The sequence below is a fragment of the Mycobacterium sp. NGS17 genome (assembly GCF_059813205.1).
On sequence record NZ_JCALED010000002.1, the window covers coordinates 674,499 to 696,559 of the forward strand.

Below are 22,061 nucleotides of genomic sequence, written 5' to 3' on the forward strand. Positions count from 1 at the left end.
CCACCCCGTCCGACCGGCTCAGGCTTCGCATTTCCCGTGTGCTGCAATGACGGGATGACCCTCGACGATCTCGCCGATATCGAAGCGATCAAGCAAGTCAAATACCGGTATCTGCGTGCGCTGGACACCAAGCACTGGGACGACTTCACCGACACCCTGGCCGAGGACATCAAGGCCGACTACGGGCCGTCGATCGGCAACGAGCTGCACTTCACCAACCGGGCCGACCTGGTGGAGTACATGCGTACCTCGCTGCCCGCGAACGTCATCACCGAACACCGGGTGACCCACCCCGACATCACCGTCGACGGCGACACCGCAACGGGCAGTTGGTATCTGCAGGACCGCGTCATGGTCGCCGACTTCAACTTCATGTTGATCGGGGCCGCGTTCTACCGCGACACCTACCGCCGTACCGAGGCGGGCTGGAAGATCAGCGGCACCGGCTACGACCGAACCTATGACGCCACAATGTCTTTGGAGGGCCTGAACTTCACTCTCAAACCCGGACGCGCCATCGCCTCGGACTGAGAAGCTACTTGGTGATGGCGATGACCGCGCCGGGCCGCAGCCATTTCATGATCGACACCAGCTGAGCGTCGTCCACCGCCACGCAGCCCTCGGTGGGTTTTCCGTCGGTGGTGTGGAAGAAGAACGCGGCTCCGCCACCCGGGGCCTTGTTCTTGTTGACGCCCATCACGACGGCGTGTTTGTACTGCGGGATCTGCAGGTTCTCGCTGTCACCGGTGTTGAACGGGCATTGCGCCTTCTGGCAGACCTGCATGGAGTTGAACGTTGGACTGTGGTCGTCGCCGCTCCACCAGTAGTTCGGCCCGGAAACCTGGGTGTAGGGCAACCCGGTGCCGGGGTTCGGCGCGGTGCCGAACGCGGAGTCGAGGCTGTACACGCCCATCGGGGTGGCCGGCACGCCACTCTTGGCCTGAGGGGCCATTCCCGCCGAACCGACGTGGGTGGGGATGCCGGATCGCAGCGACTGCCAGCCGGTGCCGGTGCGCTGGAAGATCTCCATGTTCGCGTTGGAACCGCCGGTGCTCACCACCGAAACCACCTGGGTCGCATTGCCGACCGCGTTCGCGAACCAGGGAGCACCCGCGGCCGCACCGGTCGGGGCCAGCCCCACCGACGCCAGGATCACGCACGCCGCGGCGCACAGCGAAGCGAGCAGTCGGTGCATGCACTCCATCGTCGAACGGGAACATCTTCGGGGTCAAGTAAAGCTTTAGCTCCGTTTAGGTCACCGCGTCGTGACCAAATAGCCGCCGGCACAGCGCAGTTAGCGCGTGGCGGTGGTTTCGGTTGCCCGCCGCGGGCCGGCGGATAGCGTGATCGAGGGCCGAAAAATCAAGAGACACAACAGGAAATACAGGTAGCCCAGCGACCAGCCGGCCAGCACATCGGACGGGTAGTGCACGTTCAGCGCCACCCGCGAGACGCCGACCGTCAGCAGCGACACCGTCACCACCGCTACCGCGATGCCGCGGATCGTCCGGTTGAGCATCGGAAAGAAAAAGCACAGCACGGCGAGCAGCGCGGCCATCGCCTCCAGCGCATGCCCGGACGGAAAGGAGGTGGAGGGCGCGGCGACCAACATGGTCGCCGGGCGGGGCCGGTTGACCAGGGCCTTGGCCGCCGCGGTCGCGAACTCGTTGAGCGGCCCGCACGCGAAAGCCAGCACCAGCGCCGCCCGCAGATTGCGCATCACCAGGGCGGTCACCGTCATCGCGATGCCCAGCACCGACATCGGGACCGGACCCAATGCATAGGACACGCCTTCCCAAAACCGCAGCCACTGCGGATGTTTGAGCGCGACACCGCGGGCCGCGTTCAGCAACGACCAATCCATCCGGTACAGCCAGGTCCAGTGCCGGCAGTAGCCCGCCCACATCGTCGCGTACACGGCGGCAGCCAGCACCGCGAAGCACAGGGCCACCGGCGTCCTGGGGCGAGTCATAACCAACCGATACCAGCAGTCCCGTCGATGACATGCGGGCGACCCGCTGCACCCGGCGACAAGCGCCGCGCTTGCGATCACCCGGCGTCACCGTGCGACCCGTCCTCGCCGGCGCTCGCGCGTCATACTGTCGATATGGCCGTCTTTGTCCGTAGGTTGTTCGGCATCGGCAAGCTGCCCGACGAGCTGCACGCCCAGCTCGAGTCGGAAGGCCTCATCTACCACGCCGATTACGTGGCCGTGACCCGCCGATTCAGCGGCACCATCCCCGGCGTTCGGTTGCCGCACAGCGTCGCCAGCTACACGGGTTCACTGGTCTTCACCTCGGAGCGAGCGCTGGCCACGCTGTCGATGCTGCCCCGGCTGGCGGGCCCGACCGTCAACGTGCGCTGGGACGCGCCGCAGGCGGGAGCGGCGCGGGTGGAGGTCTCGCCGACCGGGCTGCAGGTCGACGCCGACGTCTCCCGGGTCGACGAGAAGTTCGCCGGCGAGCTGTCGCTGCACTACAAGGTGGCGATTCCCGACGATGTTCTGGCCGGCCTGCCCCGGCGGTCGCTGGCGTTCGACATGCCGCCGGAATACGTGTTCCGCGCGGTCGGGGTTACCTATAGTCCCTGATCGCGATGCGCGGCCACGGCGGCTGCCGCAGCACCGCGAGGGTGCCGATCACCGCGGCCAGCAGGCCGGTGATCACCCCGATCAGCGCGATCCGGCTGTTGTCCACGGCCGGCGTCCAGGTGGCCTGCCCGTCGCGGATGGCGAACACCCCCAGCGGCTTGGTCGCCACGATGACGGTGGTGCCGTCCGGGGTCTGATAGGGCTCACCGTAATTGCGGCCCGCGCCATCGGCGGCCAGCTGATCGAGCACATCGGAAGGCTTCACTTCACACCGCTCCCTTCCCGGGGTTCACCAGGTCCTTTGGTCTGGGCAGGCTCAACGCTAACGCCGATTTCCTACGATGGCAGGCGTGAGCGGTGAGGCATTCAGCCCGCAAGAGCGGCGGGCCGTCTATCGCGTCATCTACGAGCGCCGTGACATGCGCCGATTCGTGCCCGGTGCGGTGGTGGACGAAGCCGTACTGGCGCGCCTGCTGCAGGCCGCGCACGCGGCGCCCAGCGTCGGGCTGATGCAGCCGTGGCGCTTCATCCGGATCACCGACCACTCGCTGCGGCGGCGCATTCACGCCCTGGTCGACGAGGAACGCCCGCGCACCGCCAAAGCGCTGGGCGAGCGATCCGACGAGTTCCTGGCGCTCAAGGTGGAGGGCATCCTCGAATGCGCGGAGTTGTTCGTGGTGGCGCTCGGCGACGGCCGCGACGCGCACGTGTTCGGCCGGCGAACGCTACCGCAGATGGACCTGGCGTCGGTGTCGTGCGCGATCCAGAACCTGTGGCTGGCGGCCCGGTCCGAGGGGCTCGGCATGGGCTGGGTGTCCCTGTTCGATCCGCAACGGCTGGCGGAACTGCTGGGCATGCCCTCGGGCGCCGAACCGGTGGCCATCCTGTGTCTGGGGCCGGTGCCCGAATTCCCCGATCGCCCGGCGCTGGAACTGGACGGGTGGGCCGTCGGGCGACCGTTGCGGGAGTTCGTCTGCGAGAACCGATGGGGCCAGTTGCCGACGCCCTGATACTGAAGAGAAAGCACCCGGGGAAGTTGCGGTAACGTCGCCGGTCGCAAGGCAAGGTGAGAGGTGACGCCATTGGACGACGCCGGGCAAAAACAAAATACGGGCTCTCGGGACAACGTGCTGATCGTGCACTGGCACGACCTGGGGCGCCACCTCGGTGCCTACGGCCACCCCGACGTGTCGAGCCCGCGACTCGACCGCCTCGCCGCCGAGGGCATCCTGTTCACCCGGGCGCACGCCACCGCGCCGCTGTGTTCGCCGTCGCGCGGATCGCTGTTCACCGGTCGCTACCCGCACAACAACGGCCTCATCGGGCTGGCCCACCACGGCTGGGAATACCGCGACGGGATCCGGACCCTGCCCCAGATTTTGTCCGAATCGGGCTGGTATTCGGCGCTTTTCGGCATGCAACACGAGACCTCCTACCCGAAGCGGTTGGGTTTCGACGAGTTCGACGTGTCGAACTCGTACTGCGACTACGTGGCCGACAAGGCCGGCGAGTGGCTGCGGCAAAGCGCCGAAGGCCTTGTCGGACAGCCGTTTTTGTTGACCGCCGGCTTCTTCGAGACGCACCGGCCCTATCCGCACGACCGCTACACACCGGCCGACAGCGCCACGGTGGATACGCCCGATTACCTGCCCGACACCCCCGAGGTGCGCGGGGACCTCGCCGACTTCTACGGGGCCATCAGCACCGCCGACGCCGCCGTCGGGCTGCTGCTGGACGCGCTGGCCGACACCGGTTTGGACGCCACCACCTGGGTGGTGTTCTTCACCGATCACGGCCCCGCATTCCCGCGGGCGAAATCCACGCTGTATGACGCCGGCACCGGCATCGGCTTGATCATTCGCCCGCCGACCGGCCGGGCGATCCAACCGCGCGTCTACGACGAGCTGTTCAGCGCCGTGGACTTGGTCCCGACGTTGCTGGGGCTGTTGGGGATTGACGCTCCGGCCGACGTCGACGGTGTCTCGCACGCGTCCATCCTGCTGGAACCGGGTCCGCAAACCGCGCCGGTGCGCGAACACGTCTACACCATGAAGACCTACCACGACTCGTTCGATCCGATTCGCGCGATCCGCACCAAGGACTACAGCTACATCGAGAACTACGTGCCCCGGCCGCTACTGGATCTGCCGCTGGACATTCAGGAAAGCCCGTCCGGGCTGGCCGTCGCGCCGCTCGTCACGGCGCCGCGGCCGGAGCGGGAACTCTACAATCTGCGTACCGACCCCACCGAGACCACCAACCTGCTGGCCGACGACGGGACCGACGCGGCCGATGTCGCGGCCAACCTTGCTGTGCTGCTGGATGATTGGCGCCAGCGCACGGGTGACGTCATTCCGTCGGAATTCGCCGGCACCCGCATCTCCGCGCGCTACACCGAAACGTATCTGCAGATCCATCGCTCGAAACCGACCCCCCGCTCCGGCATCGCCGCCGACCGCGGCATCGAAGAGGGTAAGCCCACGCAGCGCTAGTTGCCGTGGCTCGAGCCGCCCACTTCCGCGATGACGAACACCCGCCGGAACGGGAAGATCGTCGCGCCGTCGGAACGCGGCCGGTAGGCGTCCTGCAGCAGCGGGATCAGTTCCTCGCGGAACTGCTCCCACGTGTCGTCGTCGAGACGCTCGCGCACCGGAACCAGCGCGGTGCCGGTGATCCACTCCAGCACCGGATGCTCGCCGGTCAGCTGATGCAGGTATGTCGTCTCCCAGACGTCGACCTTGCATCCGGCGTCGAGCAGCAGATTGGCATAGTGCCCCGGCGGCTGAACCACCGCCCCCACCCGAAAGGGTATGTCGCGCAGCAGTTTAGCGTACGGCTCCCGGCGGGCCAGCGCTCGCACCGCGGCGTAGGACGGCGACTCGAAGTTGCCCGGCATCTGCACCCCGATCCACGATCCGGGCGCCAGCTGCCCCGCCCACCGCAACAGCAGGTCGGCATGCTCGGGCACCCAGTGCAGGGCCGCGTTGCTGACCACCACGTCGGTGTCGGGTTTGGGCTTCCAGTCGCGCAGGTCGCCGGTGACGGCGTCGATGCCGCGTTCCTTGGCCGCGGCAACCATCTCCGGTGAGCTGTCCATCGCCTCGATCACCGCATCGGGCCAACGCCGCGCCAGATACTTGGTCAGGTGGCCGGGGCCGCATCCGAGATCGACGACGCGGCGCGCCCGCTCGGCGCCCACCCGCGACAGCAGGTCGTAGAAGGGGCGTGCGCGGTGGTCGGCGAAGGCCAGGTAGACGTCCGGATCCCACATGTCGATCCTCCCGATCCTCGCGCCGCCGCTCGCCGGCCGATAGCAAACCGTATAACTCCTATGGTGCGCCGCCGCGGCCCGGTTGGTCCCGGGATAACACCGCGGCGACCGAAACCGAACGAAACGCCCAGGAAAGGCGCGTTCGTCCGGCTACCATCGGCGTTCGTGGCGCCCGACTCAGATCCGATCGACCCGCCCGTTCCCGTTCCGGACGTTTCCGGCGCCGATCTGCCGGCCGGCGCCGGCGGACTACCCCCCCGCTCGGCGTTGTCGCCCCGCCAGCGAATGGTAGTCGAGGCATCGGCCCTCGGCGATCTGGCCCTGCGCACCTGGGTGGCCTCGCTGCTCTCCACCACGGTGGCGCCGTTCGTGGTGGCCAACGCGCTGCGGCAATCCGATTCCGCTGCCGAGCGCCACAACCTCGACTTCTATGCGGAGTTGGGCGCGGCGAAGGATCCGTCACGGTCCTTTCCGGCACCCACCGATGTGCCCCGGGTCGTATCGCGGCGAGCCAGCCCGCTGGCGGAGTGGATCGCGCGCGGCACGGTCGACAACATCGCGTTCCCCAGCAGTTTCACCGCCATAAACCCGGCCATGCGCGCCCGGTGGGGCGCGTGGCGGGCCAACAACACCGTGCGCGCGCAGCATTGGCGCCACGACGACGGGCCGCGTCCCACCCTGTGCGTGATCCATGGCTTCCTGGGATCGTCGTATCTGGCCAACGGGCGGTTCTTTTCGTTGCCCTGGTACTACCAGTCCGGCTACGACGTGCTGATGTACACCTTGCCCTTCCACGGCAAGCGGGCCGAAAAGTATTCGCCCTTCAGCGGTTTCGGCTATTTCGCCGGCGGGCTCAGCGGTTTCGCCGAGGCCATGGCGCAGGCCGTGCACGACTTTCGGTCGCTCATCGACTATCTGCACCGCACGGGAGTCGAGCGCATCGCGCTCACCGGAATCTCGCTGGGCGGTTACACCTCGGCGCTGGTGGCGTCGGCCGACGATCGGCTCGAGGCGGTGATCCCCAACTGCCCCGTCGTCACCCCTTCGACGTTGTTCGACGAGTGGTTCCCGGCCAACAAGCTGGTCCGGCTGGGCCTGCGCGTCTCCGACATCAGCCACGACGACCTGACGGCGGGGCTGGCGTACCACTGCCCGCTGAACTACCGGCCGCTGGTGCCCCGCGACCGCCGGATGATCATCACCGGACTCGGCGACCGGATGGCGCCGCCGGACCACGCCGTCAAACTATGGCGGCACTGGGATCAATGTGCGCTGCACTGGTTTCCGGGCAGCCACGTGCTGCACGTCAGCCAGCTGGATTACCTGCGCCGGATGACCACGTTCCTGCAGGAGGTCATGTTCTGACCACCTCGACGGTGTCGGCGACGTCGCCGGTTTGGCCGAGCGAGGCGCGATGGGCTCCGCCCAGCAGGGTGGGCCAGTGCAGCTCCGCCAGCAGGTTCTCCGGCACCGGCGCGTGTCCGTCCAGCCGGCGCGCGGACAGCAGGTCCAGGTCCGTCAACGCGGGCAGATGGTTTCCGCGTTGCGGGGCCAGCCCGTCCACCGGGGCTTTGCCATCCGGGGCGGACTCCGTCTGGAACGCACAGGCCACCGCGACGGTGGGCCTACCCTTGTCACCGGCGAGCTCCAGCGCGGTGCACGTTTCGCGCGCGGAATACGCCCGGATCGCTTCCAAGGTCTGCGGGAGCGCGTCATCCACCCGAACTCGGTATGCGGCAAGGTAATCCGAGGCACCGCGCTGCACTCCCCGCCACCTCTCGCGGGGGTTGGCAGTCAGCAGCCGCGGGACGTCGTCGGCCCCGACGGTAGTAGCTTCCCACCCGATCTCCCTCAAATGGTCGGCCAGCCGGCGGGCCGCGACCTGTGCGGTCTCGTGCAGCGGGATCCGCGGTGAGCGGGCTTGCAGCGCAGCCAGATTGTCCGGCGCCGATACGGTCAGTCCGATCCACGTCTCGCGTCGTGACACGTCGGAGGCGTTGTCGCGACTGGTGATTCGGATCTTGTCCGCCCGAACGCCGTAACGGTCGAGATAACTCGCGATCAACGGGAGCGGCAGCACTTCCGAGTCATCCTCGGGCGCGCCGAGACGAATCAGGGCGGTTGCCGCCGAGTCGGAGGTGCTCGCGGGTACGGCGTTGCCGCGTCCGATCATCGCCAGGCGGCGGCCGAGGATGGTGGTGAAGTGCAGACCGCGCCACCAGCCGAACAACACGATGACGACGACGGCGGCGATGCCCAGTAACCAGTAGTCGCGCGGCGTTCGCCACGGGTACGCCATGACGGCGGGCACAACGGCCAGCAGCGCCAGCGTGATTCGAGCGCTCCCGGGGATCGGTATCCGATGCTTGTTCACGGGGTGGGGTCCTTTCGTCGGCGTGCGGCGATGGCGGTGACTGCGCCCGCCACCGCGACCAGCACGGCCAGCGCGGCGGTACCGGCCACCGCTACGGTCCGCGGTTTGGTGTCCTTGGGCGCCGGGGCCGGAGGCACGGTCACCGGCTTCACCGACGCAGCGCCGGGCTGGTTACCGGCGGGCAGTTGCCAGGTCAGGGCCGCCACCGGATCCACACTGCCGGTGCCGACGACGTTGGACGGGTCGCGGGCGCCGTTATGTGCGGTTGCGGTGATGCGACGCTGCACGGCGGTGGCGTTCAGCTCGGGATACTTGCTGCGGACCAGCGCCGCCACACCGGCCACATAGCCGGCGGCGTAATCGGTTCCGCTCACGGCGGCGAGTTGCTGGTGCCCGTCGGGCAGGCCGTTGGCCAGCCCGCCGCCGTCGGCGTTGCCGATCGACACGATGCGTTCGCCAGGCGCGGCGACACCCACCCACGGCCCCGCCACGGTGAATTTCGACGGCTGCCCATCCGGGGTCAGCGATGCCACCGACAACACGTACGGCTGCCACCACGAGGGAATGGACACCGACGTGACACCGCCCCAATTGCGCGGATCGTTGGGGCGGCTCAGGTCGGTCAGCGGATTGGACTCACACGTGGCGCCACCGGCGCCCGCCCCGCTGTTGCCCGCGCCGGCCACGATCACCGCGTCCTTGTCGACCGCCGCGTAACGGACGGCCGCGCCGAGGGCGGCCTGGTCGACGGGACGGTCCACGGGCATGCAAGTGGCCGAGCCGATGTCGATCACCTTGGCGCCGAGGTCGGCCGCGTGCACGATCGCCCGGGCGAGCGTCGACACCTCGGCCGACACCCGCGCCAGCAGCGGATCACCACCCGGTGTCCGCGGCGAGAATTTGGCCGACGTCGTCCTGATGGCCACCACCCGCGCGGCGGGTGCCACGCCGGAGAACCCGTCGTCGGCCGAGGGCTGGCCGGCGACGAGGCCGGCCACCAGCGTTCCGTGTCCGTCGCAGTCGGTCAGCCCGTCGGTGGTCTCGACGAAATCACCGCCCGGATCCACGTTGGGCAGCCGCGGGCCCGGCCGCACCCCGGTGTCGAGCACCGCCACCAGTTGGCCCTCACCGCGCGAGAATTGCCAAGCCGCAGGCAGATTCAGCATCGACTGGCTTGGCGTGACGGCACCGGGATCGCTGCCGGGAACGACGCCGGACGTGCCGCAGGGGCCGCGTTGTTCCATCGGCTGTCCGGGGCCCGGCGCCCCGCTGGGCGGCGCGGCGCCGGGGTCGACCGTCGGCGGGCTGATCGCGGATGCCGGCGGACTCGTCCACGTCGCGGCGGCCGGCAGCAAGGCCAATGCCGCTGCGACGCAGGCTGATGCCGGCCGAATCATCGATTGAGCACCAAGCCGAACAGGCCGACCACGAAAGCCATCACGGGGATCAGCGACGCGTCGAGTCCGGTCGCGACGAAGCCGACCAGCCGGCGCACCGGCAGCGAGTAGCTTTCCGGCGCAGCGATGCCTGGGTTGAGCGCCACCACGATCCATACCGACACGAGTACGAGCAGGACCAGCACCGCACCGAGGGCGGCCGCATAGCGTCCGGTCGAGGTGTAGAGCACCAGCAGCACGCCGGCGGCCAGGAAGGGCTGAGCCAGCAGCCACGCCTTGCACGCGGCCGAGTCCCACACCCGGGCGCGCAGCACCGACGTCGCGGCGGTGGCCGCTACCACGTACCAACCCGCACCGCTGAGCGTCTCGGGCCGCAGCCCGATCGCCACCGAACCCAGGACGCTGAGTAGCACTGCGGCGGCAATGAATCCGCTCTGATGCGCGTCGCTGATCCGGACCCGGCGCGGCAGGTCCTCGAGCACCCGCAGCGACGGCGCCGACGGGGTCGGGTCACCGGGCGCCGGGATGACCGGCAGCGGGAAGCGTGCCCACAGCGCGGACAGTTGGGGCGCCTCGATGGTGACCAGCAACGCCGCCACGATCAGCCCGCAGCCGATGGCGATCGGTTGCAGGTGCCAGAGCAGTGTGGCGCCGGCGGCCAGCAGCACCCCGGCGCCCAGCACCGCGGTCGCGGTGAAGAAACCGGCGATGCGTTCACGTTCGGCGCTGGGCGCCATCAAGGCGATCAGCGACCACGCGGTGACACCGGCCGCGGCCAGGGTCAGTTGGGCGGCGCCGAATTTGCCCGGTACGGCCAGCGCGAGTGCCGCGGCGATGGGAATTAGTGCGGCGATCGAGAGCGCCATGCCGGTGCGCGCCGAGCGTGCGGTGACCAGTAGCCCGACGATCGCGGTCACCGCCGCGACCGCGCTGACCGCGACCAGTCCCAGCAGCGCACCGGTCGCCACCCGGTAGGCGACGGACAACCCGGTCGCCAGAAAGGCCACCACGATCGCAGCGGCCAACGCGCCACGCTGGATATGCGTTGTGCCCCAAGGCTTGAGCCGCGAGGTCGAGAAGATCATGGCCGCGTCGGCGATGTCCTCGACAATGCCGGGCGCGGCCGGACCGAGCGGCACCGCCTGCAGCGCCAGCAGGTCGCCGTCCACGACTCCGACCGTGTCCAGGCTGGCGTCCAGGCTGAACGGCGCACCACCGATCGGGGCCAGGCTCAACTGGGTCGCCGCGCCGACCTCGGCGGCACCGCGCGATGCGGCGCCGTCTTCCGGGCCGCCGCTGACCGGAACCACCAAACGCTGGACGGCGGGCAGGATCTCGCGCAGCGGCAGCTCCGCGGGCAAGGCCATTTCCGTCAACCTGCTATCCGCCAATATTGCCACGCGGACGATCGGCATGACGGTTCCGGACGTCACCGGACCCTCGAAACATGTTGTGGCCATTGCTGGAACATCGTGCTCTCTTCTTTCGTATTACGAATGTCGACGGACAGTGTTGAAGGGGAGAAGTCTCGGGCTAACCGGTGTTCGGAGAACCATCCGGCATCTGGCAATAGGGCGGTCAGTTGTTCGATCGCGACCGCGATCGCGAATGGCGTTCCGGGCGCGAAGGTCGAGACCCACTCGCCGTCGAAGGCGAGGGACGGACTGACCAGTACCCGCCCCTCGCGTGCGTCGACAATGCTCATCCCCACCTCGCTGGTGGAGTGCCGGCCGTCGCGGTGGCAGCCGGCGACGATCTCGACATAGCTGCGCGGCCCGTTGAACACCGACTCCACCACCTTTCTTGCCGATTGCGGAATGCCCAGGTAGTCAAGGACTTCGGCGAGTGGGGCACCCGAACGCAGTCGTTCGTCCGCCCTGGCGCCCACTCGCGTCGGCATGCTGAACTCGTCGAACCGAGCGGGCGGCCGCTGCGCGAGGCCGACGGTGAGCACCGGGACCAGCGCGCGCGGGTCATCGATGTCCATGACGGTGAACGTGATGAGCTGCGCGCTGCGCAACGCGACCACCGTGATCGACGCCTTGCCGGGCGCACCGGAGCGCTGTGCGACGACGCCGCGCAGTAACTCGGCACCGTCGCCCGCACCGGTGTCCTTGGCCGGGCCGACGTAACGCAGGTCCAGCCACCGCTCCGGAAAGCACACCACCTTGATCCACTCGGCGACCGCGGGGTTGACGACCCCGGCCGCCGAGACCAGACCGAGTTCGGTGAGCTCAGCCTTCTGACGGTCGAGGAACGCGTTGCGTTCCGCGGCATCACGATAGGGCGAGGTGATCGCCAAAACCCAGGGAAAGCTCCCCGCCCCAATCGTTTCCGCGATGAACCAGGCGTGATCGACCGTCAGCTCGACGGCGTTTGGCGTCGAGTCCATCAGGCTCGTTCAGTCACGACCTAACCGCCCCATTTGGCGGCTTCGGCCTGGTCGCGGGCCAGCATGGACATGGTGTTCGCCTCGTGGGTGCTGGCCATTGACTGGTAGGCGCGCACCAGGCTTTCCATCGCCTGGTTCCACTGGGCCTGCCACACCTGGTAGGTCATACCGGTGTCACCCTGCCAGGCGTTCGACAACGTGGCCTGCTCGCTGGCGATATCGGAACCGAGCCCCTGCATGGTGCCGGCGTAGCCCGACATGTCGGCGGCGTGGTTCAACATCGCCGGGTAGTTGTACATGATCTGCGACATGACAAGTCCTTTCGCGGTTGCTAGCGGTGAGATCAGAAGGCGGTGTAGCCGGACGCGGCGGCGGCATCCGCGGCCACGTAGGTCCCGGCTGCGTCTCCGAGGTTGGCCTGGGCGATGTCCAGCAGGGTGTTGACCCGCGCGGCGACCTCGACGAACCGCGCGTGCGCGGCCTGGAAGGCGGCCGAGGATTCGCCCTGGTGGAATGCCTGCGCCGACATCGCTTCCTGCTCGGCCTGGCTGATCGTGCTGCGCAGCAACGCCGCCTTGGCGCTGAAGGCCGATTGAGCGGCTACCAACTGCGGAATGTGAGCGTCCAACATACTCATGTTGAGTCCTTTCTGTTGCTTCCGTTGGGGTTTCGGTAATTCGCCTTCATCTGGCTGACTGCCTTAACCCCCTTTCCCGGGCTCGGTTGGGCTTGCCCCGTTACCGGATTCGTGCTCCCACGTGCCGGGCACCATCGGCATCCGCGGGCCGCCACCGAAATCGTCCTCTGCCAGCTTGGTCAATCCGGCCGCCTGAAAGGCCTTCTGCCGCTGCGTGGTTCCGGCAAACCCGAGCGCCCCAGCACCCTGGGCGGACGCGACGGCGGTGGCCAGCTGCTCCTCGTCACCGAAATTCGGCGGCACACCGAAATCGGAATCCATGTCCGCGTATTCGTCCGCGTGGTCGTGCAGCGCGGCCCGCCGACGGCGCCGCGCCCGGGACTCGGCCCGGCTGGCCGCCGCTGCGCCGGCCGCCGGGATGGTGGCCGCCGGGGCCTTGGCCCCGCCGCGGCCCCCGAGCGTGGGTCCGACGCCGGCGTCGGGGTCGCCGCCCATGGCCACCAGGTAGGCGATGTTGCTCGCCGCGGCTGCCGGCGCCGGCGCGGCGGGCGCACCGGAGGCTGCCGGAGCCGGCGCGGACGCGGGAGCCGAAGCGGGCGTCGGCGCCGGCGGGGCCATGGCGGCCACCGGCGGCATCGAGGACGTTTGGGACGCGGGAACCGGGACCGGGACCGGGACCACAGCCGGTAGGTCCGGCGCGACCTCGGGATTCAGATAGAAATAGGCGGCAATGCCGATGATCAGCGGGATGAAGAATGGCGCGGTCAACAGCACGGTCCAGAACGTGGTACCGAACGGAATGAAGAACGCCTCGTATGCGATGAAGAACAGCAGTGGGCCGTTGGCCGCCAGGAACGGCGCCAGATTCTGCAACATCTGCTGGAGGTTCTGGAGAAAGTCCTGCAGGAACTTGGACAGCTGCTGGAGGAAATTCTGCAACCAGTCCCCAGGGCCGTTCTGCGCGGCGTTGGCCGCGAGACTGTTCGTCTGGCCGCCGGGATTCACGATCGGCGGCGCCGCCGTCGTGCGCGGCGTCGCGGCCAGGGCCGAGCCCGACACGGCCTGGTAGGTGCCCATGGTGGTGGCCGCCTGCACCCACATCCGTGCGTAGTCGGCCTCGTTGACCGCGATCGGAATCGTGTTGATGCCAAAGAAATTCGTTGCCACCAGCACCCCGTGCACGGTGTGATTGGCGGCCAGTTCGGCCAGCGTCGGCATGGCCGCCAAGGCGGCGGTATACGCCGTCGCCGCGACCTCTTGCTGCGCGGCCGCACCGGCGCTGTCGGCGCTGGCCTGCTGCAGCCACGCCAGGTACGGCAGGTGGGCCGCCACATATTGCTCGGCGCTCGGCCCCTCCCAGGCGCCGGCCTGCGCCTCCCCCAACAGCCCACTGAGTTCGGCCGCCGCCGAGGCGTATTGGGCGCTCAGCGAGGTCCACGCGCCGGCGGCCGCCAACAGCGGCCCCGGCCCCGGACCGGCGCTGAGCAACGCCGAATGCACCTCGGGTGGCGACGCCATCCAGATGGGCGCGATGGGGGCGGTCATTGGTCAGACGCCCGCGATTCCGAACGTCGCAGCGGCCGCGGTGTCGCCCGCGAGGTAGCTTGCGCCCGCTTCACCGACGCCGACGCCGGCCCGGCCGAGCTCTTCGACGCCCTGGGCCGCCATGGCCGAATGCTCCTGGCCCTGAGCGCTGAATCCGACGGCCGTCTGCAGCGACACCGGGTCGACCGCCGGCGGCACCACCGCCGTAATCGCCGGAGCCGCCGCCGCGTGCGCGGCCGCCAGCCGTGCCGTCAGGGCCTCCACCGCGGCGCTGGTCGCGGCCAGACCTTCGGGAACCACTCGCAGGGTCATGGTTACTCCTTCCCTAGTCCTTCTGGACTTGCGTAAACATCAGTGTGCGAATCCTTCGTTGGCGCCCTCGATCACGGACTCCCCGACCAACGGGTTGACCAGCTGCACGTATGTCGGAGCATCGCTGTCGCCCAACAGGATCGCCCGCCCGGCGGGCAGCCGGCCGAATCGCTGACCGCGGATCTTGCCGCTGTCCTGCGGATTGCCCGCCAGCATCAACGTGGTCGCCTGCAGGTCGTTGAACCGGCGCAGCAGCGGGTTGGTCATCAAGGCGTGCCCCGAACCGGTGGCACGTGCGGTGACGATCACCCGTAGCCCCAGATCGGCCGCCTGCGAAAGCAATCCGATCAGCGGCGTCCAGGGCCGCTGCCCGACGTAGGGACCGCTCATCGCCGGCGAATCGGGTATCTGGTCGACGTCGTCGATGATCAGATAGTGGGTGTGGCCGGCGTAGCGCCAGTGGGCCAGCTCTGAAGGCGGCAGGCCGGCCGGCGGCCGCCGCGATTCGATGATGTTGGCCAGGCCCAGCATCGCCGGGGTGATCCGGTCGATGTTGGCGGTGTACTCGTTGTCGGCGAACAGCGGCTCGTCGACGAGGTGCAGCCGACGATCCAGCACCGTGAAGGCCACCTGATCGGGCGTGGAGTGCTCGCGCACGGTGCGAATGAGATGGCGCAGCAGCGTGGTCTTCCCGGACTTGCTGTCGCCGAACACCATCAGCAGCGGGTTCTCGGCGAAGTTGAGCACCACCGGCGCGAGATCTTCTTCGCGCTGGCCGATGACGACCTGCTCCGGCCCCCGATACAACGACCCGACAGACTCCGGCGCGAGGTTGGTCGGCAGCAACCGCACCGGCGGCGCCGTCAGGCCCGAGTAGCGCGCATTGAGCTCGGCCACCTGTTCCAGTTCGGGAGCGGCGAACAGGAAATGTTCTGCGGCCATGGTCAATCCGCGGCCAGGCTGATCGTGCGGCACCGCCTCGGCGGGCCGACGCAGGGCGCCGACCACCCGCACGTTGCTGTCCCGCGGGTCGTGCAGCTTGAGCTCGAGCCGCAGTCCGAGGCCGTCGCGCATGGCCAGCGGCACCTCCAGCCAGCTGGGCGTGGTGACGACGACGTGGATGCCGTAGGCGAGGCCGATGTTGACCAGCTCACTGACCCTGGCCAGCAATGGGTTTCGGGTGTTGAACTGGTCGGTGTTGTCCCGACCGAAGGCGTAGAGGTTGTCGATGACCAGGAACACCTCGCCGAACCCGTCGTCGGGGACGCCACCGCGGGAATCCCGGAACGCCTCTCGCCGCTGCCGGGCCAGCAGCAGCTGCTCGAGCTCGCCGAAGGTGCGCCGGATACGTTCGGGTTCCAGCGCCGAGGCCACGCTGCCCACGTGCGCCAAATCTTCGAGCGCCCGCAGCTTGCCGCCGCCGTAATCCAAGCAGTAGAACGTGACTTCGCGCGGCGAGTGCAGGTTGGCCGCGGAAAGGATGAACGTCTGCAGCGCGGTCGACTTGCCCGATTTCGGGCCACCGTGGATGACCATGTTCCCGGCCGACGAGGCGGCGTCGAACACCAGCGGGTCGCGGCGCATCTCGAACGGCTTGTCGATCTCGCCGAGCGGCCACTGCCACTGCCGGGGCGGCACGCCGGCGCGGGCCAGCATGGCGGTCAACGGGATCGGCTCGTCCAGCGGCGGCAGCCACAGCTGCGGCGCCCGCGGGCCGTAACCCGCCAGCTGATCGCCGATGGTGGCAATCAGCTTGCGCGGCGGCCCGGTCAACTCGTCTTCCTCCGGGGCGGTGATCACGGTGTCCTGATCCGGTTCGACTCGCCCGGCCGTAAACAGCTTCGGCTCCGGGATAGACGGCACCACAAAGGATTTGGCCTTGACCGGCGGGTCGTAGATGCCGTCCACGTAGGTGCTGCGGAACTTGATCGGCGTCGCACCCGGGGCGGGCACCAAGAAGCCCACGCCCTTGTGCTCCTTGCCGGACTCGATGTGGTAGGCGTCCTCGACACCGATGATCTGGCGAGAAACGCTGGGACTGGCCACCTTCAAACCGATGCGGTAGGAGGTGTTCTTGTCGATGTCCTTGATCTTGCCGACGTCCAGCGTCTGCGACGCGAACAGGATGTGGATGCGGAACGAGCGGCCTTTACGCGCAACGTAATCGAACAGCTCCGCGTATTCCGGGTGGTCGGCCAGCATCAGCGTGAACTCGTCGGCGACCACGAACAGCGTCGGGATCGGCGGCAGGTCGTGTCCGGCAGCGATCGCGGCCTCGTACTCCACCACCGAGTTGAACGCGCTGCCCTGCACCTGACGGCCGGCCTCACGCAACAACGTCTCCCGGCGGGCCACCTCGCCGCGCAGCGTGTCGGCGAACCGGTCGGCAAGCGACTTCTTCTCGGCCATGTTGGAGATGACGGCGACGACTTGCGGGAAGTTACGGAAGCTGTCGGCCCCGGCCTCACCCTTGAAGTCGGCATAGATGACGATCAACCGATCCGCCGAATGAGTCGTCAACAGCGACAACAGGATCGACATCAGGGTCTGGGACTTGCCCGACCCGGTCATACCGATCATCAGCCCGTGCGGCCCCATCCCGCCCTCGGCTTCGTCCTTGAGGTCGAACATCAACGGCTCACCGGTCGCGGTGACCCCGATCGGAACGCGCAACTCGTCCTCGCGCCGGCGCGGCGCCCACAGCGTGGGCACGTCGAGCTGGGACGCGTCCGAGATGCCCAGCATCGTGGTGAACGTGGCACCGCGGGTGGCCGCCGAGCGCAGCCCGGTGTGGGTGGGATTGGAGTCCCAGCGCGACAACTGGCGCGCCAGGTGTGCGGCCTCGTCGGCACCCAATTCGTCGGCATTGTCGATGTAGGGCTGCCAACCGCCCGTCTGCCAGCGCTCGATGGCGCCGCTTGCGACGCGCAGGATCGGCTTCTCCGGATCCGAATACTGGTCACGGTTCGGCGCCGTTGCGCTGCGGTGCACGACGGTGACACCGGCCCGGCCCAGCGCGAGCGTCGACGCGTTCAGGTCGTAGTCGGGGTCGTCGACGACGATCAGCAGATGGCGGAGCGCGGCGGCGGCCTCGCCGGTGAAGGCCGGACGGTCGAGGAGGGCCGAACCGAGGCTCGCCACCAAGTCGTCAACGTTGGTGAACATGAAGCGGGCCGGTCCGACCCCGTCGAGCTGACCGGGAATGTCGATGTGCGGCAACCACTTCAGCCACGACCAGTCCGGGTCCTCCAGGTTCGGGGTGACCAGCGCGGCCCCGAGCACGGTCGGGTCATGCCAGGTCACCGCCTGGGCGATCCAGGCGCGCAGCGCCGCGCGCGCCTGGTCTTCCGCGCCGACCAGGGTGATCCGGGAAACCTTGGCCAGGTCGATTCCGGTCGGCACGTCGCGCACGGTGCGATGGGTGTCGAGCAGGCTGCGTAATGCGCTGTGCGACACGGGCTCCAGGTCGATTTCGTCCGCGGTGTCGTTGACCCGCAAGGCGGTGGCCAGCGGCACGTGATGGCGGCCGGCCCGCAGCACCAGGAAGTCGGGATCGTGCGGATCACGCTCCCATTGGCGGCGGGATCCCGGCACCGCCGCCAACGCGGTCGGCTCCGGGTGGGACCACTGCGCGGCGGCGCGCTGCGCGGTGGCCTGGGTGCGGATGTTGTCCCGCACCACCGAGAGGTAGCGCAGGTAGTCGGCGCGTTCCGCGTCGACCTCCTCGGTACGCGTCTTGTTGTCGTTGCCGCGATACATCGCGGTCGCGGCGAGCAACAGCACGAACGGGAAGAACAACGTCTGCGGCGAGATCAGCCGCATCCCGGTGGCGAACAGGGCGACGACCATGCCGACGATCAGGATCACCAGCACATAGGGCATCGCCCGCCGCAGGAACGACGGCGGAATCACCCGGGGCAGCTCGGGCGGCGCCTCGATGGCGATGGTGCCCTTGCGGGTCACCGGCGGCGCCAGCCGGCGGCGCGCTTCGAAGATCAGTCGGCTCATCGGGTGGCTCCCTCGGCAGAGGCCACGCGGCCGGGCCTTTGATCGGGCGTCAGCCCGTCATGTGCCAGCAGCGCGTCGGCGCGCGAAAGTGTCGGACCATTGGCGAACAGCGACAGCACCGACCACGGCGCGGGGACCGGCGACCCGTTAAGGCCCAGCGCCTCAACCGTTTTGCCGTGCCCGGCGGCCGAATGCTCGGCCTCGTTGTCGATGCCGTAGCGGACGCCGGTGTCGGAGACCCAGAACAATGAGCCGGTGCCCGGTGAGTCCGGGCCGCCGCCGACGGTCTGGGTGAAGTAGCCGGTGCCGGGCGCCAGGGCGACCCGGGTGGCGGTTGTCGGCGCGCCGCCGCTCACCAGGTCGACGGTGCGGATCGATTCGGCGATCGGCAGTGCGGAGCCCGACATCAGGTTCAGCGAGCTGGTCGCGGCCCCGGCCGGCTTGCTCCAATAGGCGCAGCTGACAGGGGATTTGGCCGCATCGACGACGCTGATCTGCTGATCGGGGTACCGTGCGGTGTCCACCATCCGCGACACCGGGAGCTTGGCCACCGCGTCGGCACCCAGCCGCGGCGGCTGGTCCAGCCCATAGGAATTGGTGTTGCGCAGGATCGCGGCGAGCACCGGCGAGATCTGCTGTAAACCGTCGGGCATGACCGCGTAGTAGCGCGGTGCGCCCGAAGAACTCTGGTCCAGGGCGTAGGAGACCACCACAGCGCCGATCGGCGCGGGCACGCTGAACGGCGCCGGGGCGCCGGCGTTCGGGATGACCGGCGCGGTCAGCGGCGGCCCCTCGGGTATCGCGTTGAACAGGCCCAGCGCGATGGGCCGCGGCGCGGGCACCTCGGAGTTGTTCTGCCCCAAGCCGAGTGCGTTCGTGATGGCGTGGTCGGTCAGGTTGATCTGCGAACGCCTGCCATCCCACAACAACCAGGTGCCGCCGTCCCTGTCCACGAGGATCGCCTGCCGCGACGGGAGCGTCGCCGCGCGCGCACCGCTGCTGTCCGGCCGGCCCGCGATCACCGTGACGCCGGTGCTGTGGGCTGCATGCCCACCCTGGGCCGGCTCGCTGACCGAGTCGCACACCGTCCAGTTCGCGTCGTGCGAGGGGTTTTGCACCATGCGTTCCGGCGCCCCCGGGATGCCGATCAGGTTGCCGCGCGGAAAGCGGTCCAGTTCACTGCTTTTCACCATGGTGGGATCGACCGCGTGGCCGGTGATCAGCCGGGCGGAGGTCAAGTTGAGCACCGGATGCAGGTCCTCGCCGACGCGGACGTACAGAGCGGCCGTCGATCGGTCGGCCAGTATGGCGTTGGTGCCCACCGTGCCGCTCGGCCGGATCAGGGAGAACACGAAGCAACCCGCCAAGCCGGTGATGAGAAGGACCGCCCCCATGGCCACCGCGCGCGACTGCGTGCGCAGCGGGTCGACCAGCATCCTGGTGTCGTGCAGGGCGATACCGGAGGCGATTCGGCGCATCACGAACCGCCAGCCGGTGACCTGGTGGCGCGTGACGAAACCGCGGCGATACTCGACCTGGTCGGGGTTGTCGTTGACCGGCGTGCGAGAGGTGAACGAACGGCGCTCGTCGGACTCGTTGCTCATGCCGGCACCGACAGTCCCAGGCCGCGCAGCAGCGGCTCTACCGACCGTTCGACGTCGTCGTCGGTGATCGTCATCAACTCCTCGTCACTGAATTCGCCGGTGCCGGCGTGTTCCGAATGGTCGAGCCGGAACTCGCGTTCTTCCTCGGAGCGCTCGACGATGTTTCGGACGAATCGACCGTTGCCGGCGATGTCCAGGTTGCGCCGCGAGATTCCGTTCGCGTCCGGAGTCGACTCGGATGCCAGCTTGCTGAACAACGCCTCCATGTGTTGCAGGGCGGATTGTTCGAAGATGCTGTCGCGCTGCTCGGCCATGGTGTTGGCGATCTCGACCAGCTCCGACGGTGCGTAGGAAGGGAAGTCGATGTTGCGGGTGAATCGAGAACGCAAACCCTCGTTGGTATCCAGGAACTTATCCAGGTCGGCCCGGTACCCCGCGATGATGACCACCAGCCGGTCGCGGTCGTTCTCCATCCGCGCCAGCAGCGTGTCGATGGCCACCAACCCGAAGTCGTTCTTGGCGCCCGTGGCGACAAGTGCGTAAGCCTCGTCGAGGAACAGCACGCCGTCAAGCGCGCTGTCGATGATCGCGTTCGTCTTGGCCTCGGTCTCACCGATGTGCTGGCCGATGAGGTCGGCGCGGTGCACCTCGCGGATGTTTTCCCGCTTCAAAAGCCCCAGGCCGCAATAGATCTTGGCAACCACGCGGGCGATGGTGGTCTTACCGGTCCCGGGCGGACCGGCGAACACCAGGTGGTGGGCGCGCTGCGCGACCGCGAGGCCACGCTGCTTGCGGACCAGTTCCATGGCGACCGAACTCTTCAGCCGCGATACCTGGTTCTTGACCTCGTCGAGCCCGATGAATTCGGCGAGTTGGCGCTCCGCCTCGTGCAGCAGCACGGCTTTGCGTTCATGCGCGGCGGGGTCGACGAAATCCTCGGCGCTGGGCTCGGTTTCGGGGTCCCACGGATCGGTACGGGCCTCGATCCGGGCCGCCGTGGTGGTCACGATCCCGAAACTGGTGTCGGTCAAAGCCTGTTCGACTTGCTCGTTTTCGGGATGGGCGGCGTACAGGTCCTGCAGGACCTCGCTCGCCGAGTCCTCGTCCACGTGCGCGCGCAGCACCAGCGCCTTGGCCAGCGCGCCGTCGACGGCGGCCACCGCGACGGGGCCCTCGGGCTCCTCCAGATAGGACAGCGACGGGGCGAACATGCCGAGCCGGGCCAGCGCGGTGCCCAGGGCGATCTTGGCGGCGTGCGCGTACGCCTCGTCCAGATCCGCGTCGTTGACGATCGGGGTCAGCAGCTTGACGACGTCCGACCAGCGCTCGGCCCGGTAGTTGATGACGACGGACACCCAGCGGGCCTCACGCCAGTTCGGGCGGCCGGCAGTCAGGCCGGCGACGATTTCGTGGGCTTCAGCAAATCGTCCGGCCGTTGCCAGCGCGGCCGCGTAGGCGAGGTGGAAGTCGTCGGGCGCGATGGCGCGAAACTGCAAATACAGTCCGGTGTCGTAGCGGAAGCCCAGCGAGCCGGGCGCCAGATCGACCTGGCGCTGCAGCGTGCCCGCGGTCGCAACGTTGCGCGAGACCGCCTCGAGCACCCGCAGGGACACATCGCCGGCGGCCGCCAGGCCCGCCCACGCGTCGCACTGGTCGTGGGCGACGCGGGTCAGCGCGGTGAAGCCGGAGCGCGCGGCGGCCAGATCGGCGGGGCGCTGACGCTGGTATACGACGATGCCCAGCGCGCGACAGCACGTGGCGAACCGGCTGACGACGTCCTCGTCAACCCGCGAATTGACAGGCTGAGCTGTGAGCATGCCGGTGTCACCGCGCTCCACGGCCGCGTCTTTTCATGTATGTAGTCTCCCCTAACCTAACCCGCCTGAAGTTAGCATTGCATAAGCTAACTGTCGAGACGCTTGGGTCTGTCC

The 22,061-nt window shown here is 68.5% G+C and carries 20 protein-coding genes; 5 read left to right on the forward strand and 15 right to left on the reverse strand.

Annotated features, from left to right (window positions below; genetic code table 11):
• The first annotated feature begins 54 nt into the window (after positions 1–54).
• On the forward strand, positions 55–531 hold the full coding sequence (locus AC5Y7E_RS07395) for a nuclear transport factor 2 family protein (protein WP_369829315.1): 477 nt from the start codon (positions 55–57) through the stop codon (positions 529–531).
• A 4-nt stretch (positions 532–535) separates the two neighbouring features.
• Here the strand turns inward: AC5Y7E_RS07395 and AC5Y7E_RS07400 are convergent, their stop codons facing one another.
• Together AC5Y7E_RS07400 and AC5Y7E_RS07405 are read right to left on the reverse strand one after the other, a co-directional pair.
• On the reverse strand, positions 536–1,195 hold the full coding sequence (locus AC5Y7E_RS07400) for a L,D-transpeptidase family protein (protein ID WP_499948207.1): 660 nt from the start codon (positions 1,193–1,195) through the stop codon (positions 536–538).
• 99 nt (positions 1,196–1,294) lie between these two features.
• On the reverse strand, positions 1,295–1,972 hold the full coding sequence (locus AC5Y7E_RS07405; RefSeq protein WP_499948208.1) for a phosphatase PAP2 family protein: 678 nt from the start codon (positions 1,970–1,972) through the stop codon (positions 1,295–1,297).
• A 135-nt stretch (positions 1,973–2,107) separates the two neighbouring features.
• On the opposite strand from AC5Y7E_RS07405, the gene AC5Y7E_RS07410 reads away from it, so the two are divergent.
• The gene (locus AC5Y7E_RS07410; RefSeq protein ID WP_499948209.1) at positions 2,108–2,590 is read left to right on the forward strand and encodes a hypothetical protein; all 483 of its coding nucleotides are present in this window, start codon (positions 2,108–2,110) and stop codon (positions 2,588–2,590) included.
• Here the strand turns inward: AC5Y7E_RS07410 and AC5Y7E_RS07415 are convergent.
• A complete protein-coding gene (locus AC5Y7E_RS07415) occupies positions 2,574–2,855 on the reverse strand; it encodes a hypothetical protein (RefSeq protein WP_499917822.1) in 282 nt (93 codons plus the stop codon). The genes AC5Y7E_RS07410 and AC5Y7E_RS07415 overlap by 17 nt on opposite strands.
• Positions 2,856–2,931: 76 nt before the next feature.
• Between AC5Y7E_RS07415 and bluB the strand changes: the two genes are divergently transcribed.
• Together bluB and AC5Y7E_RS07425 are read left to right on the forward strand one after the other, a co-directional pair.
• Positions 2,932–3,600 carry a 5,6-dimethylbenzimidazole synthase gene (gene bluB, locus AC5Y7E_RS07420; protein ID WP_499948210.1) on the forward strand — a complete coding sequence of 223 codons (669 nt, stop codon included), beginning with the start codon at positions 2,932–2,934 and terminating at the stop codon, positions 3,598–3,600.
• Positions 3,601–3,672: 72 nt separating this feature from the next.
• Entirely contained in the window at positions 3,673–5,082 is a 1,410-nt protein-coding gene (locus AC5Y7E_RS07425; protein ID WP_499948339.1) for a sulfatase family protein, read from the forward strand.
• On the opposite strand, the gene AC5Y7E_RS07430 is transcribed toward AC5Y7E_RS07425, so the two are convergent.
• Positions 5,079–5,861, reverse strand: a complete 783-nt coding sequence (locus tag AC5Y7E_RS07430; protein WP_499948211.1) for a trans-aconitate 2-methyltransferase — start codon at positions 5,859–5,861, stop codon at positions 5,079–5,081. The two genes, AC5Y7E_RS07425 and AC5Y7E_RS07430, sit on opposite strands and share 4 nt — an antisense overlap.
• 165 nt (positions 5,862–6,026) lie before the next feature.
• Here AC5Y7E_RS07430 and AC5Y7E_RS07435 point away from each other — a divergent pair, with 165 nt between their 5' ends.
• Positions 6,027–7,226, forward strand: coding sequence for an alpha/beta hydrolase family protein (locus AC5Y7E_RS07435; RefSeq protein WP_499948212.1), 1,200 nt, complete (start codon positions 6,027–6,029; stop codon positions 7,224–7,226).
• Here the strand turns inward: AC5Y7E_RS07435 and eccE are convergent.
• From eccE to eccA3, 11 genes are all read right to left on the reverse strand, one after another.
• Entirely contained in the window at positions 7,216–8,235 is a 1,020-nt protein-coding gene (gene eccE / locus AC5Y7E_RS07440; protein ID WP_499948213.1) for a type VII secretion protein EccE, read from the reverse strand. The genes AC5Y7E_RS07435 and eccE overlap by 11 nt on opposite strands.
• Positions 8,232–9,632 carry a type VII secretion-associated serine protease mycosin gene (gene mycP / locus AC5Y7E_RS07445; RefSeq protein ID WP_499948214.1) on the reverse strand — a complete coding sequence of 467 codons (1,401 nt, stop codon included), beginning with the start codon at positions 9,630–9,632 and terminating at the stop codon, positions 8,232–8,234. The genes eccE and mycP overlap by 4 nt, the downstream gene beginning before the upstream one ends.
• Positions 9,629–11,092: a type VII secretion integral membrane protein EccD gene (gene eccD, locus AC5Y7E_RS07450; protein ID WP_499948215.1), complete on the reverse strand. Its 1,464-nt coding sequence runs from the start codon at positions 11,090–11,092 to the stop codon at positions 9,629–9,631. The genes mycP and eccD overlap by 4 nt, the downstream gene beginning before the upstream one ends.
• The gene (locus tag AC5Y7E_RS07455; RefSeq protein WP_499948216.1) at positions 11,062–12,024 is read right to left on the reverse strand and encodes an ESX secretion-associated protein EspG; all 963 of its coding nucleotides are present in this window, start codon (positions 12,022–12,024) and stop codon (positions 11,062–11,064) included. Before AC5Y7E_RS07455 ends, eccD begins: the two co-directional genes overlap by 31 nt.
• A 20-nt stretch (positions 12,025–12,044) precedes the next feature.
• A complete protein-coding gene (locus tag AC5Y7E_RS07460) occupies positions 12,045–12,335 on the reverse strand; it encodes a WXG100 family type VII secretion target (RefSeq protein WP_067128585.1) in 291 nt (96 codons plus the stop codon).
• Between the two features lie 32 nt (positions 12,336–12,367).
• The gene (locus AC5Y7E_RS07465) at positions 12,368–12,661 is read right to left on the reverse strand and encodes a WXG100 family type VII secretion target (RefSeq protein WP_066860115.1); all 294 of its coding nucleotides are present in this window, start codon (positions 12,659–12,661) and stop codon (positions 12,368–12,370) included.
• A 63-nt stretch (positions 12,662–12,724) separates the two neighbouring features.
• On the reverse strand, positions 12,725–14,206 hold the full coding sequence (locus AC5Y7E_RS07470) for a PPE family protein (RefSeq protein WP_499948217.1): 1,482 nt from the start codon (positions 14,204–14,206) through the stop codon (positions 12,725–12,727).
• A gap of 3 nt (positions 14,207–14,209) precedes the next feature.
• Positions 14,210–14,518 (reverse strand): PE family protein, encoded by a 309-nt coding sequence (locus AC5Y7E_RS07475; protein ID WP_499917813.1) that lies wholly within the window; start codon positions 14,516–14,518, stop codon positions 14,210–14,212.
• A gap of 39 nt (positions 14,519–14,557) precedes the next feature.
• Positions 14,558–18,526 (reverse strand): type VII secretion protein EccCa, encoded by a 3,969-nt coding sequence (eccCa, locus tag AC5Y7E_RS07480; protein WP_499948219.1) that lies wholly within the window; start codon positions 18,524–18,526, stop codon positions 14,558–14,560.
• Positions 18,523–20,130, reverse strand: coding sequence for a type VII secretion protein EccB (gene eccB / locus AC5Y7E_RS07485; RefSeq protein ID WP_499948220.1), 1,608 nt, complete (start codon positions 20,128–20,130; stop codon positions 18,523–18,525). Before eccB ends, eccCa begins: the two co-directional genes overlap by 4 nt.
• Positions 20,127–21,968, reverse strand: coding sequence for a type VII secretion system ESX-3 AAA family ATPase EccA3 (gene eccA3 / locus AC5Y7E_RS07490; RefSeq protein ID WP_499948221.1), 1,842 nt, complete (start codon positions 21,966–21,968; stop codon positions 20,127–20,129). Before eccA3 ends, eccB begins: the two co-directional genes overlap by 4 nt.
• Between the last annotated feature and the right edge of the window lie 93 nt (positions 21,969–22,061).

What these genes read in the sequence shown, in the direction of transcription:
- AC5Y7E_RS07395 (WP_369829315.1), top strand. Translation starts at nt 55, where the DNA reads ATGACCCTCGACGATCTCGCCGATATCGAAGCGATCAAGCAAGTCAAA.
- AC5Y7E_RS07400 (WP_499948207.1), bottom strand. Translation starts at nt 1,195, where the DNA reads ATGCACCGACTGCTCGCTTCGCTGTGCGCCGCGGCGTGCGTGATCCTG.
- AC5Y7E_RS07405 (WP_499948208.1), bottom strand. Translation starts at nt 1,972, where the DNA reads ATGACTCGCCCCAGGACGCCGGTGGCCCTGTGCTTCGCGGTGCTGGCT.
- AC5Y7E_RS07410 (WP_499948209.1), top strand. Translation starts at nt 2,108, where the DNA reads ATGGCCGTCTTTGTCCGTAGGTTGTTCGGCATCGGCAAGCTGCCCGAC.
- bluB (WP_499948210.1), top strand. Translation starts at nt 2,932, where the DNA reads ATGGCAGGCGTGAGCGGTGAGGCATTCAGCCCGCAAGAGCGGCGGGCC.
- AC5Y7E_RS07430 (WP_499948211.1), bottom strand. Translation starts at nt 5,861, where the DNA reads ATGTGGGATCCGGACGTCTACCTGGCCTTCGCCGACCACCGCGCACGC.
- mycP (WP_499948214.1), bottom strand. Translation starts at nt 9,632, where the DNA reads ATGATTCGGCCGGCATCAGCCTGCGTCGCAGCGGCATTGGCCTTGCTG.
- eccD (WP_499948215.1), bottom strand. Translation starts at nt 11,092, where the DNA reads ATGGCCACAACATGTTTCGAGGGTCCGGTGACGTCCGGAACCGTCATG.
- AC5Y7E_RS07455 (WP_499948216.1), bottom strand. Translation starts at nt 12,024, where the DNA reads ATGGACTCGACGCCAAACGCCGTCGAGCTGACGGTCGATCACGCCTGG.
- AC5Y7E_RS07460 (WP_067128585.1), bottom strand. Translation starts at nt 12,335, where the DNA reads ATGTCGCAGATCATGTACAACTACCCGGCGATGTTGAACCACGCCGCC.
- AC5Y7E_RS07465 (WP_066860115.1), bottom strand. Translation starts at nt 12,661, where the DNA reads ATGAGTATGTTGGACGCTCACATTCCGCAGTTGGTAGCCGCTCAATCG.
- AC5Y7E_RS07470 (WP_499948217.1), bottom strand. Translation starts at nt 14,206, where the DNA reads ATGACCGCCCCCATCGCGCCCATCTGGATGGCGTCGCCACCCGAGGTG.
- AC5Y7E_RS07475 (WP_499917813.1), bottom strand. Translation starts at nt 14,518, where the DNA reads ATGACCCTGCGAGTGGTTCCCGAAGGTCTGGCCGCGACCAGCGCCGCG.
- eccCa (WP_499948219.1), bottom strand. Translation starts at nt 18,526, where the DNA reads ATGAGCCGACTGATCTTCGAAGCGCGCCGCCGGCTGGCGCCGCCGGTG.
- eccB (WP_499948220.1), bottom strand. Translation starts at nt 20,130, where the DNA reads ATGAGCAACGAGTCCGACGAGCGCCGTTCGTTCACCTCTCGCACGCCG.